The organism is Paenibacillus sp. Cedars, from assembly GCF_003184205.1.
Classification (GTDB): domain Bacteria; phylum Bacillota; class Bacilli; order Paenibacillales; family Paenibacillaceae; genus Paenibacillus_AQ; species Paenibacillus_AQ glucanolyticus.
This window is the reverse complement of the sequence record NZ_CP020866.1, coordinates 1,386,870-1,404,823: the sequence shown is the minus strand read 5'-3', so window position 1 is coordinate 1,404,823 and position 17,954 is coordinate 1,386,870. Positions and strand designations below refer to the sequence as shown.

11 protein-coding genes are annotated in these 17,954 nt (G+C 53.0%); all 11 read right to left on the bottom strand.

The features are described 5' to 3' along the window. Nucleotides 1-37: 37 nt before the first annotated feature. Nucleotides 38-1,489 carry an MDR family MFS transporter gene (locus B9D94_RS08170; RefSeq protein ID WP_148246787.1) on the bottom strand — a complete coding sequence of 484 codons (1,452 nt, stop codon included), beginning with the start codon at nucleotides 1,487-1,489 and terminating at the stop codon, nucleotides 38-40. After that, nucleotides 1,486-1,713 (bottom strand): MbtH family protein, encoded by a 228-nt coding sequence (locus tag B9D94_RS08165; protein ID WP_006211666.1) that lies wholly within the window; start codon nucleotides 1,711-1,713, stop codon nucleotides 1,486-1,488. Before B9D94_RS08165 ends, B9D94_RS08170 begins: the two co-directional genes overlap by 4 nt. Next, nucleotides 1,697-8,929, bottom strand: coding sequence for an amino acid adenylation domain-containing protein (locus B9D94_RS08160; protein ID WP_148246786.1), 7,233 nt, complete (start codon nucleotides 8,927-8,929; stop codon nucleotides 1,697-1,699). Before B9D94_RS08160 ends, B9D94_RS08165 begins: the two co-directional genes overlap by 17 nt. 15 nt (nucleotides 8,930-8,944) lie before the next feature. Further along, complete coding sequence (locus tag B9D94_RS08155) at nucleotides 8,945-9,922, bottom strand: isochorismatase family protein (protein WP_076150950.1); 978 nt, start codon at nucleotides 9,920-9,922, stop codon at nucleotides 8,945-8,947. 20 nt (nucleotides 9,923-9,942) lie between these two features. After that, a complete protein-coding gene (locus B9D94_RS08150) occupies nucleotides 9,943-11,595 on the bottom strand; it encodes a (2,3-dihydroxybenzoyl)adenylate synthase (RefSeq protein ID WP_148246785.1) in 1,653 nt (550 codons plus the stop codon). Between the two features lie 3 nt (nucleotides 11,596-11,598). Beyond that, nucleotides 11,599-12,843: an isochorismate synthase DhbC gene (dhbC, locus tag B9D94_RS08145; protein WP_148246784.1), complete on the bottom strand. Its 1,245-nt coding sequence runs from the start codon at nucleotides 12,841-12,843 to the stop codon at nucleotides 11,599-11,601. 70 nt (nucleotides 12,844-12,913) lie between these two features. After that, nucleotides 12,914-13,699, bottom strand: coding sequence for a 2,3-dihydro-2,3-dihydroxybenzoate dehydrogenase (locus B9D94_RS08140; RefSeq protein ID WP_148246783.1), 786 nt, complete (start codon nucleotides 13,697-13,699; stop codon nucleotides 12,914-12,916). 13 nt (nucleotides 13,700-13,712) lie between these two features. Next, nucleotides 13,713-14,555, bottom strand: coding sequence for an alpha/beta hydrolase (locus B9D94_RS08135; protein WP_148246782.1), 843 nt, complete (start codon nucleotides 14,553-14,555; stop codon nucleotides 13,713-13,715). Between the two features lie 10 nt (nucleotides 14,556-14,565). Beyond that, a complete protein-coding gene (locus B9D94_RS08130) occupies nucleotides 14,566-15,636 on the bottom strand; it encodes an ABC transporter substrate-binding protein (RefSeq protein ID WP_148246781.1) in 1,071 nt (356 codons plus the stop codon). A gap of 48 nt (nucleotides 15,637-15,684) precedes the next feature. Then, a complete protein-coding gene (locus B9D94_RS08125; protein ID WP_148246780.1) occupies nucleotides 15,685-16,902 on the bottom strand; it encodes an AraC family transcriptional regulator in 1,218 nt (405 codons plus the stop codon). Nucleotides 16,903-17,149: 247 nt separating this feature from the next. Continuing rightward, nucleotides 17,150-17,950 carry a Cof-type HAD-IIB family hydrolase gene (locus B9D94_RS08120; protein WP_006211674.1) on the bottom strand — a complete coding sequence of 267 codons (801 nt, stop codon included), beginning with the start codon at nucleotides 17,948-17,950 and terminating at the stop codon, nucleotides 17,150-17,152. Between the last annotated feature and the right edge of the window lie 4 nt (nucleotides 17,951-17,954).

The window sequence follows — 17,954 nt, the reverse complement described above, 5'->3', positions numbered from 1 at the left end:
CTTAACATCACTAACCCTAAAATACTTTTATCTTGTTTTAACTTTCAACCGGAGATGCCTGTTCTTTCACCGGCTTCGAAGCAACGGGCTTGCGAATCGTAGCCGCGGCATCCGAATCCCGAATCCAGCACGCAAAACCGACACCGATGAGCAGGAATCCTGCTGCTCCAAGCAATGCCGCCCGGTAAGCCATCAGATTCGGCTCCATGTCCCCTGCTGCGTTCACACTTCCCGTACCGACAGCCGCCAGGATGCCAGACAGCACAGCCAAGCCGATTGCAGGGCCCAGCCTGTTCTGCACGGTGAACCAAGTCGAAGCCCGCCCCATTGAGGTTGGCGGAATGGTAGCGAAGGCAGCAATCTGTACAGATCCGACGGTTTGGCCCAGGAAAATGCCCACGCCAAACAGCAAGCAGCGGATAAACCACGGATTTGTGTTTGCGTCCACCATGCTGAGCAGGATGAGGATAAGCGACGTTGCCAAGAGTCCCATGATAATAACGCGTCTCGGACCAAGCCTGGGATACGTCCAGGGCACGAGCTGTGAGGCAATCATGAGACCGATGGCTTCAGGGAACGTGGTCAGCCCCGTTTCCAGCGCTGAGACATGCAATGCGTTCTGATACATTAAAGGGAATACATACAGCATGCCCAGTAGCCCTGCGGAAGCGCACATCGCAATGAAGCCCGTCGTTCGGAACAAGCGGTTGCCAAGCAGTCGCAGATCCAGCAGCGGCTGCTTGACGCTCAGTTCTACCTTGACCAATGCAGCAAGCAATATCATGCCTGCCAGTCCTGCGATCCATACCCGCGGGGCATTCCATCCATGAAGCGGTCCCTGGCTGAGCGCGTACATAAGCAGCGCAAGACCCGGCGCGGACAGAAGAAAACCGGGTAAGTCCAATCTGCCCGCATTCGGTTCTTTATGTTCCTTCAACCAGAACAGCCCGAACAATAGCGCTGGAATTCCAATTGGCAAATTCACATAGAAGATCCACCGCCAAGTAAAATGCTCAACCATCAAACCGCTCACAATCGGTCCGATTGCTGGTGCTATTGCAATCGGTAGAATGAGTGAACGGGAGACTTTTGCACGCTCCTGCGGAGGAAATGTACGGAACAGCATCGCCATGCCGACCGGTGTCAGTAAACCTCCGCCGATGCCTTGAATTACCCTGAATAACGTCAGGGACGTTAAGCTGTCGGCAAAACTGCATAATGCGGACGCTCCGGTAAATATGGCCAGCGCCAGCAGAAACGTCCGCTTCGTCCCCCACTTGTCGCCAAGCCAGCCCGCCATCGGCAGAACGATGGCGAGGCTGACCAAGTAACCGACGTTCAGAATACCCGAAGCCGCTGGCGGTACATCAAGCTCCTGACTGATCGTCTGAAGTGCAACGTTCAGTACGGTAGCGTCCATAGCAACAACAAACATCGCTGCCACATAGACGATGCATAATACCTTTTTCGGATTCATCCAACGGCTCATGGCCTGTTTTCCGGTGCCGATCCGGCATTCGCATATAAACTCCGCGGCCGTAAATCGACCCAGTTTTCGTTGATGTAGGTCATGCACTCTTCTCGTGTGCTAAGCCCCAGCGCTTGAGTCCAGCCATCCGGAATAGCCGCGAAAGCCGGCCAAAGCGAATATTGTCCCTCATGATTCATCAATACGACATATTTGCCATCGGCTTGTTCAAAAGGATTTGTCATAAATTAGCTCCCTCCCGTCATCAGTTGTCTGCTTTTGATGTGCAGCTGCCTCCAGCTTGCCTAGAATACACTTGCCGATATAATCAAGCGGACCCGGCTGGCATAAATCCTTATGCCGGCATTCGATATCATGCCGCTCGATCACTCCGCCCACATAAGGGTTCCACATCTCCGGATCAATGGGATCGAACCAATCGGGAATGATGGTGGAATGGAAGAATAACATATCCCCCTCGAATCGCTTCGGAACGTAGGCCTTCAACAATTGAACCGAATTCTCATAGGTCGTTTTCAGATTCATCATCGTTTCTTCTTCAAGGGATGCCAGTGCACTGCTCTCGTTACGCAATAATTCAAGCGCCGTCGCAATGGTTAATGGCGTGTCGCCGAGCCCCTCCTCAATACTTTCCCTGTCAAAACCGCCAAGAGCGAGCAGCGCGGTCAAAGCCTCGTCTTCATCGGGATCATCCTTGATCGGCAAATAATGACTGGGATAAGCGTCCAGTATGGCGAGTAACTCGATGTCTTCGCCCGCTTCCTGCAGCTGTACCGCAATGGACTGAGCGACGTTACCGCCTAAGGACCAGCCAAGCAGCCGGTAAGGTCCCGTTGGTTGAATGGAACGTATGTGGCGGATATAATCTGCCGTCATCTCTTCCAAAGATTGCGGCAGCTCCTCCGCTTGGGCGATCCCCCTTGCCTGCAAGCCGTAAATCGGATAGTTCATGCCAAGATGCTTCATCAAGCCGGCGTAACACCAGCTCAATCCCCCGGCCGGATGCACACAGAACAGCGGGATTTGATTACCGTGTGTCCGAAGCGGAAGAACGACCTGCAGCGCGCTGTTCCCACCACCCATCTCGAGCTTGTCAACAAGCCCCGCAACCGTGGGCGCTTCGAACAAAGCCGCAATGCTTAATTCTTTCCCCAGCGCTTCACGAACACGGCTGATCAATCGAACGGCCAGCAAGGAATGGCCGCCGAGCTCAAAGAAGCTGTCGTCAATGCCAACCCTCTTGGCACCCAATATTTCGGCAAACAACTCGCATAACACTTCTTCCTGCGGAGTTCTCGGATTACGACCGTCTGCATCAGACGTTATATCCGGGGCTGGCAGCCCCTTGCGATCCAGCTTGCCGTTGGGCGTAAGCGGCAGCTTGTCCATGAATAGGATCGCCCACGGAACCATGTAGTCAGGCAGCAGGGAAGCGGCATAACGGCGCAGCTCTGCACCCGAGGACGTCTCATTGGAATGGCTGACGACATAGGCGACAAGCCGTTTATCTCCGGGCTGATCTTCACGCACGATAACGGCAACCTGGGCGACGTCAGCATGGCGTATCAGAACCGATTCAATTTCCCCTAACTCAATGCGGAAGCCGCGTATTTTGACCTGATGATCAGAACGTCCCAAGTAATCCAGTGTGCCATCGGCAAATCGCTTCGCCAAATCTCCGGTCCGATACATTCTCGTACCTGGGGGACCATAAGGATCTGCAACAAACCGATCGGCTGTCAAGTCGGGACGCCCCCAATAACCACGTGCCAGCCCCGCCCCCGCGACGTACATCTCGCCGGTTACGCCATACGGAACGGGCTGGAGTTTGGAATCCAGCACATATACCCGAAGATCCGGGATGGATTCTCCGATGAGGCTACTAGCTCCCGGCATCGCGCTATATCGGTTCAGCTCCAAATAGCTGACATGAACGGTCGTCTCCGTTATGCCGTACATATTAACAAGGCGCGGGGCATCATCAGCATGAAGCTGGTACCAGTCGTCCAGCCGCCCAAGCTCCAAAGCCTCGCCGCCGAATACAACGTACCTTAGCGCCAAATTCCTTCCCGTCTCCGGTTGCTCCCGATCCGCCTGTATCAATTGATAGAACGCCGATGGAGTCTGGTTCAGCACCGTTACGCCTTCTTGGGACAGCAAGCTTAGCATTTCATCCGGCGACCTGCTGATCGTATGGGGAACAACTACAAGTCGCCCGCCGTACAACAACGGTCCCCATATTTCCCATACCGAGAAATCAAAGGCATAGGAGTGGAACAAAGTCCACACATCCGTCTCATCAAAATGAAACCAATGCTCAGTAGACGTAAATAACCGGATGACATTCTGATGCGGTACAAGCACACCCTTGGGCTTGCCCGTAGATCCGGATGTATAGATGATGTAGGCCGCACTTTGCGGCATAAGCGGCCGGTGTCGCTCAAGATCGCTTGGATTCTGCTTGGAATAGCGCTGCAGTCGCAGAGCCTGCTCAGGCTCATCGATTACGATACGCTGCACACTTGCTGAATTCGGGAGCTGATCCATCACCTGAACACTTGCCAGGAGACATATTGGAGAAGCATGCTCCATCATATAAGCCAGTCGATCCGCCGGATATTCCGGATCCAGCGGCAGATATGCGGCTCCCGCCTTGAGTGCAGCCAGAATACCAATCACCATTTCGATAGAACGCGGGAGTGCCAGAGCCACAATCTGTTCCGTACCGACACCTGACGCGATTAACATATGAGCAAGCTGGTTCGCACGCTCGTTCAGCTCCTCATAACTCAGCGATTCGCCATCACAGACGATGGCTGTCGAAAGAGGCGAGCGGCCTACCTGTGCTTCAAACTGCTGGGGTATGGTAGCCTGCTTCGAGACAGGCAGCGGAGTGCTCCACTGCTGTCTCATTTCCTCACGTTCTTGTCCAGTCAAAATATCAAGTTTGCTGATTGATTTACTTGGTTCAATGACAGCACTCTCCAACACACGCACAAACCGTTCCGCCATCGCTTCCACAGAACTATGTTTGAACAAGTCTGTGCTGAATTCGATCCATCCGTCCAATCCGTCAGGCTCGCCGTTTGCATCCCGGCGCTCGGTCAACTCGAACGTTAAGTCAAACTTCGCCGTACCCACGCTTTGCAGCTGCAAGCTGGACGTAATTCCAGGCAGATCAAGCGAGGCTTCTGGTGTATTCTGCAGAACCAGCATCACCTGGAAGAGCGGGTGCCGCGCCCGGGAACGCGGTGGGTTCAGTGCCTCTACTAGGCGTTCGAACGGCACGTCCTGATGCTCGAACGCAGCCAGGCTCATCTCCCGTACGCGTTGCAGCAGTTCAGTGAATGACGGATCATCTGAGGTATCGACACGAAACACAAGCGTATTAATGAAGAAGCCGATCAGGTTGTCCAAATTGTCGTCGTTCCGGCCCGAGACAGGACTGCCAATCGGGATGTCCGTTCCCACGCCGAGGTTGGTGAACAGTGCCGCCATGGCAGACTGAAATATCATAAATAAAGTAGCCCTGTTGTTCTGCCCCAGCGCATTTAACTGTTGATGCAGCTCGCGCGTAATCGGAAACGACACGCTTCCTCCCTGATAACTGGCCACTGCCGGTCTTGGATAATCGGTTGGCAGATCCAATTGCTCCGGCAAGCCGCGAAGTGCGCCTCTCCAATAATCCAGCTGGCGATTGATCAGACTGCTCTCGTCTCCCGAGCTGCCAAGCAGCTCTTCCTGCCAGATCGCATAGTCTGCATATTGAACTGGAAGCGGAGGCAACCCAGGGGTACTCCTCTGGCACCGTGCCGCATAGGCGTGGGACAGATCCCGTGTTAACGGGGTTAACGACCAGCCATCTCCTGCAATATGATGCAGCAGCAGCAGAAGCACATATTCATCATCATCCAGCTTGAATAACTCTACGTGCAAGGAAATCTCGCTTGCTAACTCGAAACGGTATCGGACAGCCTCAGCTAACCGCTCAGGCAGGTCTGCTTCGCTTATTTCGGATACAATCAGCTCAGGCCTTGCCTCCTCAAAGGCTAAGATAAACTGATATGAAGCACCCAGATCATCCGGGTATATCGTACGCAGCGATTCATGCCGAGCGGCTACATCCCCCAGTGCCGACTTCAATGCATCCAGATCCAGCGTACCCGACAGGCGAGCCACAAGCGGAATATTATAGGTTGGGCTTGGCCCCTCCAGTCGATACAGGAACCATAATCGCTGCTGGGCAAACGACAGCGGGAGACGCTCTGACCGCTCAGCCGGGCGAACCGCATGTCTTGCCTCTTGTGCATGGTCAAGCCGCTTCACCAGACTCGCTGCTGTTGAAGCTTCAAACAAACTTCCGATGCTCAGCTCTACGCCGAAAGCCTCGCGGACACGAACCATCACCCTACCGGCAAGCAAGGAGTGACCGCCAAGCGCGAAGAAATCATCATCTATCGTTACCCGGGGCAAGCCAAGCACCTCAGCAAAAATTCTGCAGAGCATTTCCTCTTGCGGAGTTCGCGGCATACGGCCAATCGCCGCATGATGATCGGGCACAGGCAGCGCTTTACGATCCACCTTCTTATTCGGAGTTAACGGCATGGTCTCAAGTCTTACGATGACAGACGGCACCATATATTCGGCCAGTTTCAGGGAGGCGTAGCGCCGCAGTTCTGCCGTATCTATCAAACCAGATGAAGCTGATAATGCCGGTACGATGTAAGCAACTAGCCGGCGATCACCTGCACGATCCTCGCGAACGATGACGGCAGCCTGCTCCACATCCGGATGAGTGACAAGCACAGACTCAATCTCTCCGGTCTCGATACGGAATCCGCGCAGCTTGATCTGATGATCGGCACGCCCCAAATAATCAATCCAGCCGTTCGGCAGCCATCTGGCGAGGTCGCCTGTTCTATACATTCGGGATCCGGGTGGACCGAAGGGATCGGCCACAAACCGTTCTGCGGTCAGGTCGGGTCGGCCCAGGTAGCCCCGGCCCAGTCCGGAACCTGCAATATACAGCTCGCCAGCTACGCCAGGAGGTGCCGGAGAGAGTGACATATCGAGCACATATAACCTCGTGTTCCAGATCGCCCCCCCTATGGATGGCTTCTCGCGTTCATGGTCAAGCTTGGCAGCCGTTGAATAAATCGTCGTTTCGGTCGGGCCATACTGATTATTCACTTCGCAGTTCAGTTCCTGAAGCGCAAGCTTAAGTCCAACCGGCAGGGCTTCGCCGCCTGTAATGACTTTCAGCCCCTTAAACTTCCCGGGACGGCAAGCAACAATCGACTGCCATAACGTCGGAGTAGCCTGCATAATGGTAGCGCCCGTCTCATGGATTCTGCGAATAAGAGCCGGTGCGTCGAGAATGGTATCCCTCATGACAATGTCGAGTGTCGAGCCGCATGTCAGCGGCAGGAGCACCTCCATCACCGAGATATCGAAGGAAATGGTAGTAACCGACAGGAGGCGATCCTGTTCACCGATCTCAATGCGCTCCTGCATATCCAGAAGTAGATTGGCAAGTCCTTCAAAAGTGAGCATCACCCCTTTGGGGCGCCCTGTCGAACCGGAGGTGTAGATGACGTAGGAAGGGTGAAGCGGCAACAGCGAGCTAATGCGGTCGTCATCTCCGGGATTATGAACGGCCTGCCGCTCCAGATCATGGAGGGTGGCCGGTGCATCCAACGCTACAATGGCTTCTGTTCTTATCATTTTGCCAAAATCCTCAGCCAGCTCCTGTGCCGTAATCAGACACATCGGCTTCGCATCTTCAAGCATGTAAGCGATCCGTTCGGACGGATAATCCGGATCTATCGGCAAATAGGCCGCTCCGGCCTTATGCACAGCCAGAATCGCAACAACCATATCCAGAGAACGCGGCAGCGATAGGGCAACGATTCGGTCAGGACCTACACCGCGAGCAATAAGCATATGAGCCAGGCGATTAGCGTCCCTGTTCAGCTCCTCGTAACGAAGCGTTAACGCTTCACATACGACCGCCTCCGCCTTCGGGGTGCGTGCGGCCTGCATTTCGAACAATTCCGGTACACTTAGCCTCGGTAATGAACGCGCTGTATCATTCCACTCCAGGAGCACTCTGTCCCGTTCATCTGGCAGGATAATCGACAAGCCTCCGACAGGATCAGCCGGTTCAGCGTCTGCAAGACTATCAAGCAGATACAAATAGCGGTGTAAATGGGACTCTAACTCCTCTTCGCTGTAAATGGACGGATTGGCATCCATATCCATCCTCAGCCCGTTCCCATCCATGCTACCATACACGTTCAATGACAGATCATCCACGGGACCGGAGCCAAGATTGCGGACGCTGCCGCCGTATCCTCCAAAATTTAATTCCTCTACAAAGGGCATCACATTCACCATCGGCCCGAACAGCCTGCGGTTATCCGCCAGCAGCTTGAGATCACGTCGAATGTCCTGATGCCTGTAGCGTTGATGACGCTTGATGTCGCGAATCTCTGCTGCGACCTGCTGCAGCAGCACCATCAGACTCATATCGGGCCGTACAAACACGCGAAGCGGCAGCAAATTCATCATCATGCCTGGAACACGGATCGAGGCTGAGCCTAGTCGACACATGACCGGCAAGCCAAGCACAACCTCATTTGCCCCTGTTATACGATGTACGTACAGAGCCGCTGCAGCTGCAACGACGTCCGGCCAGCTTGTCCCTGTTGCTTGAGCGGTTGACTGCCAGCGATGCAGCGCAGATTCGGGAAGCTGCCCAGATCGGCGCAGGAAGCTCCGTGCAGACCGCTGGGCGTGGCCGCCTAAACTGACAACCTCCGGTTCATCGGCAAAGCGCTTCAGCCAGAACTGACGATCCGCCTCGACCTGTTGGGACATGCGATAAGCCGTATCTTCTTCCAGGATCGTACGAAATGGGCCAAAAGCAGCTGGTTCAGAATATCCACCGCCTGCTAATGCCGTATAAACCTGGGCAACTTTTTTTAACAGCAGCGATACGCCGAAACCGTCGATCACGATATGATGAATGCGCTGATACCAATAGTAGCGATCGGATGCCAGCTTGAGCAGTGCCTCCGTGAACAACGGCCCTCGGCTCAGATCTACAACCTGGGCAAGATCGTGCTCCATCCAACATTGGGCAGCATGAACCGGGTCATCCTGCCCGCTGACATCGATAACCTGAAGCTGCCACTCCGGGGAAGGAACGATATACTGCCAAGGACCGTCCGCATCTTCACCGAAGCGAACGTGTAAGGCTTCCGCCTCCCCCACCGCTTGTCGTACAGCCGTTTCGAATAGAGTCTGATCTACAGGACCGCGTATCTCAATGCATTCCGCTGTGTTGAATATCGGGTTGTCTGGATCAAGCTGCTGCGCAAACCAAATACCCAGCTGAGCTCCGGACAGAGACCAGCGCCCCCTCTTCTCCTCAAGCATATAAATCCCCTCCCTCTATACCGTATAGTAATCATAATTAGGCGGCGACACACTCATCTTGATTGAGAGCAGCTTCCACCAATCGGCCAGTGTGGGATGTTCAGCTAATTCCACAAAGCTGATATCGATGCCGTCGCGACGCAAACGCTCGGTCAAACTCATAATTCGAATGGAATCCAGTCCCCAGTATTCGATCAGATTGTCGGTTTCGCCCAGATTAGCCGGCTGCTCCTGTAATAGGGCTGCCACTTCATCTCGAAGTCTTTGCAGTGTCAGCGGGGGTTGTTCTTCCACAGCTACCCTTTCATCCATTCCTCCGCTGAACGATCCAACCCCCTCAGACTCAGGCCGGTAAGCTTGGGTCAGCGAGGTGACAAGGCGTTCCGTCGTCAGTGTTACAGCGCATCGTTCTGCAGCGTAGGTAAGCGCCAGATGATGCTTCTCTTCCGAGAAATCCGCAAGCGCATCCGCAATGAAGAAGGGCTGAATATCCTTCATGAAGGCCTCGCTGGCAGTCAACAAGCAGCCAATATGCGCATAGATGCCGCATATCATCAACTGGTCTCTCCCTTGCTCGCGCAAAATCTCCAGCAAATTCGTTTTTTGGAATGCGCTGTATCTCCATTTGGTTAGGAGCATATCTTGTTCAGCAGGCGCAACCGCATCAACGAACTTTTTCTGATAGGGTCCGTCATCGATGCCGGACCCCCAGAAATCCTGCAGCAGGCCGCGCTGCTCGGGTGCCTGGCCGCCAGGCTGTGCGGAATAGATAACCGGAATCTCCAGCTCTGTACAGTAAAGACGCAGCTTCTGAATATTGGCGATCAACTCCACGACAGGAGATTGATCAGGTGTAAATGCATCAACGAAATATTGCTGCATATCGTGGATGAGCAGCACGGCACGACTCGGGTCTGCCGTCCACGTCACCTTGTTCTTGGGTAAATCTGTCTCCACAGGCATTGGATAAGGTAATATCTTAGGAAGTGCCATCCTATCTCCTCTTTTCTCGTTTATTTTGATACGTTCACCCGTTCATCCTGCTGTTGTGCCGCAAGTTCACGCAGACTCTTTTTGCTCACTTTGCCTACCCCGGTGTGGGGGAAGGATTCCATGAACTCCACCCGATCGGGAATTTTATATGCGGCCAGCCCTCTTTTTCTAAGAAAAGCCTTCAGCTCATTGCCGCTGATGGCAGGATCATGCACGATCACAAAAGCACAGGTCCGCTCGCCAAGAAACTCGTCCGGCATGGCTACCACAGCTGCGTCGTGCACGTTCGGATGGGCAAGCAGATGATTCTCAACCTCCTCTGCCGCTACTTTATCGCCTCCGCGGTTAATCTGATCCTTCGAACGGCCTTCAATTACCAAGTAACCGGAAGGCGTCATGCTTGCAAGATCGCCCGTACGATAAAAGCCGTCTGACGTAAATGCCCTCTCATTATGTTTATCCGCTTTATAATAACCGCGAATGGTATAGGGTCCTCGTGTCAGCAGCTCCCCTACCTCACCGGGAGGTACCTCAACATCATCCTCATCGACCAACCGCACTTCATCGAACGGCGACATCGGTCGCCCCTGTGTATTCACCGTGATTTCTTCAGGATCATCCAGCCTGGTATAATTCACCAAGCCTTCCGCCATTCCGTATACTTGCTGTAACGTGCAGCCCAGGACCCTTTTCACCCGCTTGGCTGCCTCGGCACTGAATTTGGCCCCGCCAACCTGCAGCACCTGCAGTTGAGACAGATCATAATGACGGGATTGAGCCGCCTCAAGCCAGATCAAGGCCAGTGGCGGAACGACAGCCGTAATCGTCACTGCCTCTGATCTTATTAGAGGAAATGCGACATCGGGACTGGCTGAACGGGCAAGCACCACGCAACCTCCCGCATACAATGTCCCCAGCACGCCCGGCGAGCTGAGCGGAAAATTATGGGCGACCGGAAGTACGGCCAAGTAGACGCTCTCCTTATGGAGAGCACATACTTCCGCACTAACGCGCAGGCTGTATATATAATCGTCATGCGTGCGCGGAATGAGCTTTGGAAGCCCGGTCGTTCCTCCCGACAGCTGCAAGAATGCAACGTCGCCAGAATCAGGACCCTCCGCGTCTAACCGGTCGTACACTTCGTTCGCGGCATCTATATACAAATCGTCCAGGGAGGTAAATGCCCCCGAACCCGGGTCGCCTGCCACGATGACATGACGAAGCGATGGGACCGATGCTTGGACTTGAGACGCTAATTCCCGGTAATCAAATCCCGAGTCCTTGTCTGTAATGATATAGGCAGCCGCCTCGCTGAACCCGCATAAATAGACGATTTCGCTCCTGCGATGAACAGGCAAAGCAAAGACAGGCAGCGCCCCGATCCGGAACAGCGCGAATATCGTATCGATAAATTGCGCTATATTCGGGAGCTGAACGATAATTCGATCCTCGGCCTTAATTCCGAGTTTAAGAAAACCGGCAGCCAAACGGTCCACTCGATGGTCCAGCTCCGCATAACTGATCCGCTGATCACCGCTCACGACTGCGATCCGTTCCCCGTCTGCTGCGGCCCGCTTCCGCAGCAGCTGTCCGAAGGTTTCTCCCTGCCAGCATCCTTCCGCGCGATAACGGTTCGCAAATTCCTCAGGCCAAGCCCTCCATCCTGCCAACATGGCTTATTCCTCCTTCAGAGTCATCGGTTGTTGTTCGTTCAAGCCCATAACAGCCAGGATCGTGCGGAATTTAGCTGACGTCTCGGCCAGCTCTGCATCTGCATCTGAGCCTGTCACAATGCCGGCCCCCGCAAATACCCGCATGAATTGCCCTTCCGTTTCCGCACAGCGAATCGTGACAGCCCACTCTCCGTCCCCGTTTTCATCCAACCAGCCCACGGCTCCCGAATAGAAGCCGCGATCAAACGACTCGATCTCTTGAATGACATTCCGGGCCGCATCGCTGGGCGTACCGCATATCGCTGGTGTCGGATGCATTGCCAGGGCAAGATCCAGTGACGTCACCGCATCATCCTTCAGCACGCCGTTGATTTCAGTAGACAGATGCCACATGGCCTTCGTCTGTATAAGCGAAGGGCCTGGGGGAACGTCCAGCTTGCTGCAATAAGGCTGTAAAGCAGCTGCCACCGCATCAATGACAACCGAATGCTCGTATCTGTCCTTCGCGGAGGACAGCAGCGCCGCCGCCCGCCGCTCATCTTCAACCGGATCCTCACTGCGCGCTGCAGAGCCGGCCAATGGATTAGCTTGAATCCGGAGCCCCTTCTTCGTAACGAGCAGCTCGGGACTTGCACCGAATAGCGTACGTGTCGATGCAATGGCATCAGGACTGGTGGAGAGCGATAATTCCGGCAGCAATGGAACCGCAAAGGTATAACCATGAGCGTGATAATATGCTAAGTGATACAAGATTTGAGGAATTTGCAAGGCCTGGGGAAGATGGATGTATAATGTTCGGGAAAGCACGGCTTTCTGGAGTACATCTTGCCGGATCAGCTCCAGCACACGGTCTACGCCTTGCTTGAATTGCGTGGGTCCCGGAACAGGCTGTACTTCATAACCGGAAATTTGCGGTCTTTCGGGCGCTTCTCCCGTTGTGAATTGAAGTGAGTCATACCACTGTGCTGTAAGGGGGATAAACAGGTTTGCCGGTTGCAATGTGTTAAAAGGGATGGCACCTACAACCACGGCTTCCGTTCGTCCCGCTTGCTTCGCTGCTCCCAGCAGCTCCGCTACACGTTCCGGCAGCGACCTATTGTCGTTTCCCGAGGGGATAGACAGCCTCGAATACTCTCCATGCGTTAATAACGTCTTGCGCGGCGATGAGAAGAAGAAAGACGAACCCGACCGATATAGTTCCATAAGTTTCGCAGCCTCGGCTGCGGTTGGAGCATCATAGCGTAACATTACAGTCTCCTCTCTGCTTATGAGCCTACCCATATTTTTTTATTTGGAATCTCGTACATTCCGAGAATCCTCAGCAGCCCAAAATCGCACCGCCATCTACGCACAAATCCTGCATCGTAATATGTCCTGCCTGATCGGATACCAGAAACAGAACAGCATCCGCAATATCGGAAGGAAGTGCGATTTTGCCCAGCGGTATGCCGACACGAAAGGATTCAAGCGAACCCTCAATGACAGACTCTGCCCCTTGACCGCCCCTCCATAACAAACGCTGCATCTCTGTATCGGTAGAGCCGGGAGAAACGACATTGCATCGGATGTGATGACGGGCATATTCGAGTGCCAGACATTTCGTGAACATGGTCGATGCTGCCTTGGAGGAAGCATAGGCAGACATCTGTGCACGCGGAACTTTGGACGCATTCGATCCGACCGTTATAATAGCCCCTCTATTGCGTCTAGCCATACGCCGCACAACGGAACGCGACGTGTAGAACACGCCGTTTGTATTGACGTTAAAATGCGTCTGCCAATCCTCGTCATCCAGTGAATCAATCCCGCCGATTCGCAGCACACCCGCGACATTAACGAGAATATCAATCGGACCAAGCTCGCTCTCGATTCGCTCAACAGCGGCTTCGACATCGGCGCTGTGACCGACATCGACTTGATAAGCGGCTGCTAGCGCATCCGATTGGCTTAAATCAGCGGCGAGGCTGATCAGCTCAGCCTCCTTCTGATCGCAAGCCGCCACAATGGCTCCTTGCTGAGCGAGAGCTCTTGCCACCGCTTCCCCAATACCTTGGGCAGCCCCGGTCACGAGTGCCACTTTTCCTCGGATACCTGCATACTCCATATCATTCAACTCCTTAGTCATCCGGATTGAGCGCAAACCTCAAGGCTTTGCTTATGAGGACCGGCAGCACGGAGAGATGCCCTTCGCTCTCAAACTCCTTAAATTCAGCATGGATGCCGTATCCTGACAGAAGAGCCAAGCGTTCAGCGAGCTGACAAGCGCTTATGCAATTGCCAGTCACATGAGACCTCTCCAGTTCTCCCGCGCCAAGCATCAGCCGCACCTGGAGCGGATCTTCCTTCACACGCTCGGTAAAGCGCTGTTCCATCTCACGCAGATACTCCTGATTCCAATGAATGGAAGGACTCCCTGCAATGTAATATCTGAATGCCTGCGGTTTGCTGAACATGGCATACAGCGTGAACAATCCGCCAAGTGAATGGCCGAATATCGCCTGGCGATTACGGTCAATGTTAAACTCGCTTTCGATCTGCGGCTTCACGTCCTCCTCCATAAATTGCAGGAATTCAGCCGCTCCCCCCTGTTCCGGTACCGAGTTGCCATCAAACTTGTTCCTGAATTTCGTATTGGGAAAAGGCGTGTAATCATAGAACCGGTCCGGGGCGTACTGCCCCTCCGTCTCATAACCGATACCGATAATGACAGCAGGCAGAATCCCCGTTTTGTCCGGTCGATGACACTGCAGACGCAGGGTTTCGACCATCGTATGGAACACGCTGTTGCCGTCTAACAAATAAATAACTGGATACCCTGCCGGAGGAGCCTGCCCCATCGGCTGTGCGGCCATGATCCGATAGCGGCGATGCCCTGCACTCGACTGTTTTACCCAATGCTCTGCATTTGACAGCTCGACACTGCGACGCATCATATCCAGATGGAGTATAGGATTGCTCATGATGCCCTCCCTATTGACCCGTAATGGAGCGAACGACATCGTCTACGATTTTCTCGTATGCAATGAGGCCACTTCCAAGCCAGTAAGCGTTATTTGCTTCATACACCTGCCCATTCTTGACAGCAGGCATGCTCTTCCAGATCTGGCTTTCCGTCATTTCCTTCATGCGCTCGGTTCCTTGATCATAAGCGTTAATTACAAAAACATAGTCCGCATCCAGCTGAGGAAGGATCTCTAATGAGATGTTAGCCGCATTTTCGTTCTCGACAAGCTTGGACTTGCCAAGCCCTAGATCCTGATGAATAACGAACCCGCACAGATAATTTCCGCCCATCAGACTGACACCTCTAGGTGCAAAACGAATAATGGCAACCTTCTTGTCCCCAACCACCTGACTGAGCTTATCTTTCGCTTCGCTTGCTTTTTGCCTATAGTTGGCCAGGGCTTCGTCAGCCTCTGGAGCTTTCCCCAGCAGAACCCCCAGCGTTGCCAGAGACTTCTCAACATTGCCGGAGGCATTCTTAAACACATACGTCGGCGCGATTTTGGCATATTTCTCATAAGTTCCATCCGCTGCGTAAGTTTCTGTATGCAGTACGATAAGATCCGGCTCATAGGACATTAACGCTTCCGGTGAAGGCAAGCCTCCTGAAAAATCAATCAGAGGGATGCCATTCAGCTCCTCCTGCAAATAGGCATGTCCGATCTTGCCGTTAGCCCACTGTGCAACAGGCTTCACACCCAGCTTCAACAATGAATCCTCCATATTAGGTGCGAATACTTTACTCACGTCGGCCGGAATTTTAACTTCATGCCCAAGTTCATCCGTAACCGTCCGTTCCTCCCCTGCAGCTGCCACCTCATCAGGCGTCTGCGTTTCCTCTGTCGATTTGTCGCCGCCTTCTCCTGCATTAGAGACTTCAGTCGCTGCATTCTTTGTTGCCTGCTGATCACCATCCGCTGTCCCGGAATCGCCCTTGTCCCCACAGCCTGACAGCAAGCCTATGACGAGTACACAGCACACAATTGCTGATATTTTGATTCTCCAACTACCCTTTACACGGTTCACACGTTTTGCCACAATCAATCTCCTCCTGTGATAATGATTCTCAATTAAGTCGAGTATATATTATGTAGCAAAAGATTCACCATGGCTTTTATCCAGAACTCCATTTGGACTATCTCCTGTAAACAGCAGCAGCGCCTCGTCCAGCATTCTCGTAACCGCAAGCGCAGAATATTCAAACCAGGGATCGGACGAGATCATATATACACCACCTTGAGCGACGGCTCTGAGTTTGTGCCATTTGGCAGAATACTGAAGCGCAAGCCAACTGCGGCGAGAGGCGGCTTCAGGGCATACCGCAATCAGGATCCGGTCAGGATTGCACTCCAGCAGATCATCCAGCGAAATCGGCTGATTATGGTTGGCATCCAAAGCGCAGGGAGCAATCAGCTGCAAATCCTGATACAGCACTTCCCCAAGCCCCCGGTTACCATATATATAGAGGTTCGAGCCATATATCCGCAGCGCGATGACCTTCTCTTTTCCAACCACTTGCCGCATTTGCGAGCGTGCATACCGGACTCTCTGTTCATACTGCTCGATCCATAATGCCGCCTGTTCTTCTTTGCTCAAAAAAGCGGCGATCGTCCTAAGCTGATCCCTCCATCCTGCACGGGATGAAACGATCAAGGTAGGAGCAATATGCTTCAGCTTGCTGATATCGTCTGGACCAAGATGATCCATACCGATAATGGCATCAGGCTTTGCTCGAAATAACTGCTCGATATTCTCTTCGAATCGGCTATCCGGGTAGGGGGACGTAAGTTTCAGCCGGGACTTGATCTCCGAGTTGTAGGCATTGTAGTAGTATGGGGTCCACTTGGCATCAAGAGGCGCGGCCGCGGGTATGACATTCAGTGCCACCAGCTGCCCAATGATGGATGAAGAGCAGGCCGCAATCAGCTGCCTTGAATTTCTGACATATTCCGTCGGGGACATGCCCACCTTCTTCTTGAATTTACGACTGAAGTAGAATTCATCCTTATAACCAACCTTCAGCGCAATATCTCTTAGCCGATCGTCGGATTCAACCAAATGGCGCTTCGCGTGATTAATACGCACATCGGTCAAGTAATCAATGGTCGTCTGACCAAAGGTCTTCTTGAACAGATCCACAAAATATTTAGGACAAATATTAGCCATCTGCGCCAATTGGGAAATGGATAACGCTTCGTTATAATGACGATCTATATATTCCTTAATCTCAACCAGGCTGGTTTTTCCATTCCGGTCCGAATCCAACATGTAATCTTCTATTTTCAGCTCTTCTTCTGTACGCATGAGCAGCCTCCCTTGGATCAAATCGATGAACAGATGTATTCTCCATCTCGAAATAATTGATAATGATTATCATTTTCATTTATAAAAATAGCATGCCAACATTAGGGTGTCAATCCAAATTTGGAAGGATATGCATGACATTCGGTTCCGAATGGACTCTGTGAAGAGACCCATTCCACACAAAAACCCCGCCACAGGCACTTGATTCAAGTGTCTGTGGCGGGGTTCATTGTTTAGCCTATTCGATTTATGACAAGCAGTATTTTACCAGCGCTTCGTGTACGCCATCCTCGTTATTTGAAGTCGTCACCGCATTGGCAGCAGCCTTTACTTCCACAGGAGAATTATCCATCGCAATACCCATCCCGGCAAAAGTCAGCATCGTGATATCATTAAAGTAATTGCCGATGGCAAGCACCTCTTCCTGTTGATAACCTCTATTGGCTGCCAGCTGCTTCAGCGCATTTCCTTTGGATGCATCACGATGCATGAGATCGATAAAGAACTCCCCGCTTCGCAGCATGTTGAGTGGGAGGTTCCACTTGCTCCAATCCCCGTAAACCCGGTCCATATCGGCCGACTCGCCGAAAGCCGTAAGTTTCACCACCGGGCCCGACAGCTCCTCCCATGCCGGGAGGTTGCTTGGCAGCATCAAGTAGTTTTCATACATAAACCGAACAGGGCCAGCAAGCTCCTCCACTTGGTCCACATACATCTCAAATGCAGTATTCACGTCAAAATGCACGCCATGCTCACGGCAGTATTTCATGAAGGGCTCGAGCTGAAGGGGATCCATGCCGAACTGATGCACAATCTTCTGGGTCTCCACTTCGACCGTTGCCGCGCCGTTATGACTGATAACATAACCGCCAAGACCCATACTTTTCATAAAAGGAATCGAATTCAGCGGACCTCTTCCTGTGCACAGTACAATTTCTACCCCTTGTTTTGCAGCTTCCATGACGGTGTTTCTGGTTTTTTCCGTAATTTCATGATCATCGTTCAGCAGCGTTCCGTCAACATCCAGTGCCACCAACTTGTATGCCATTCTC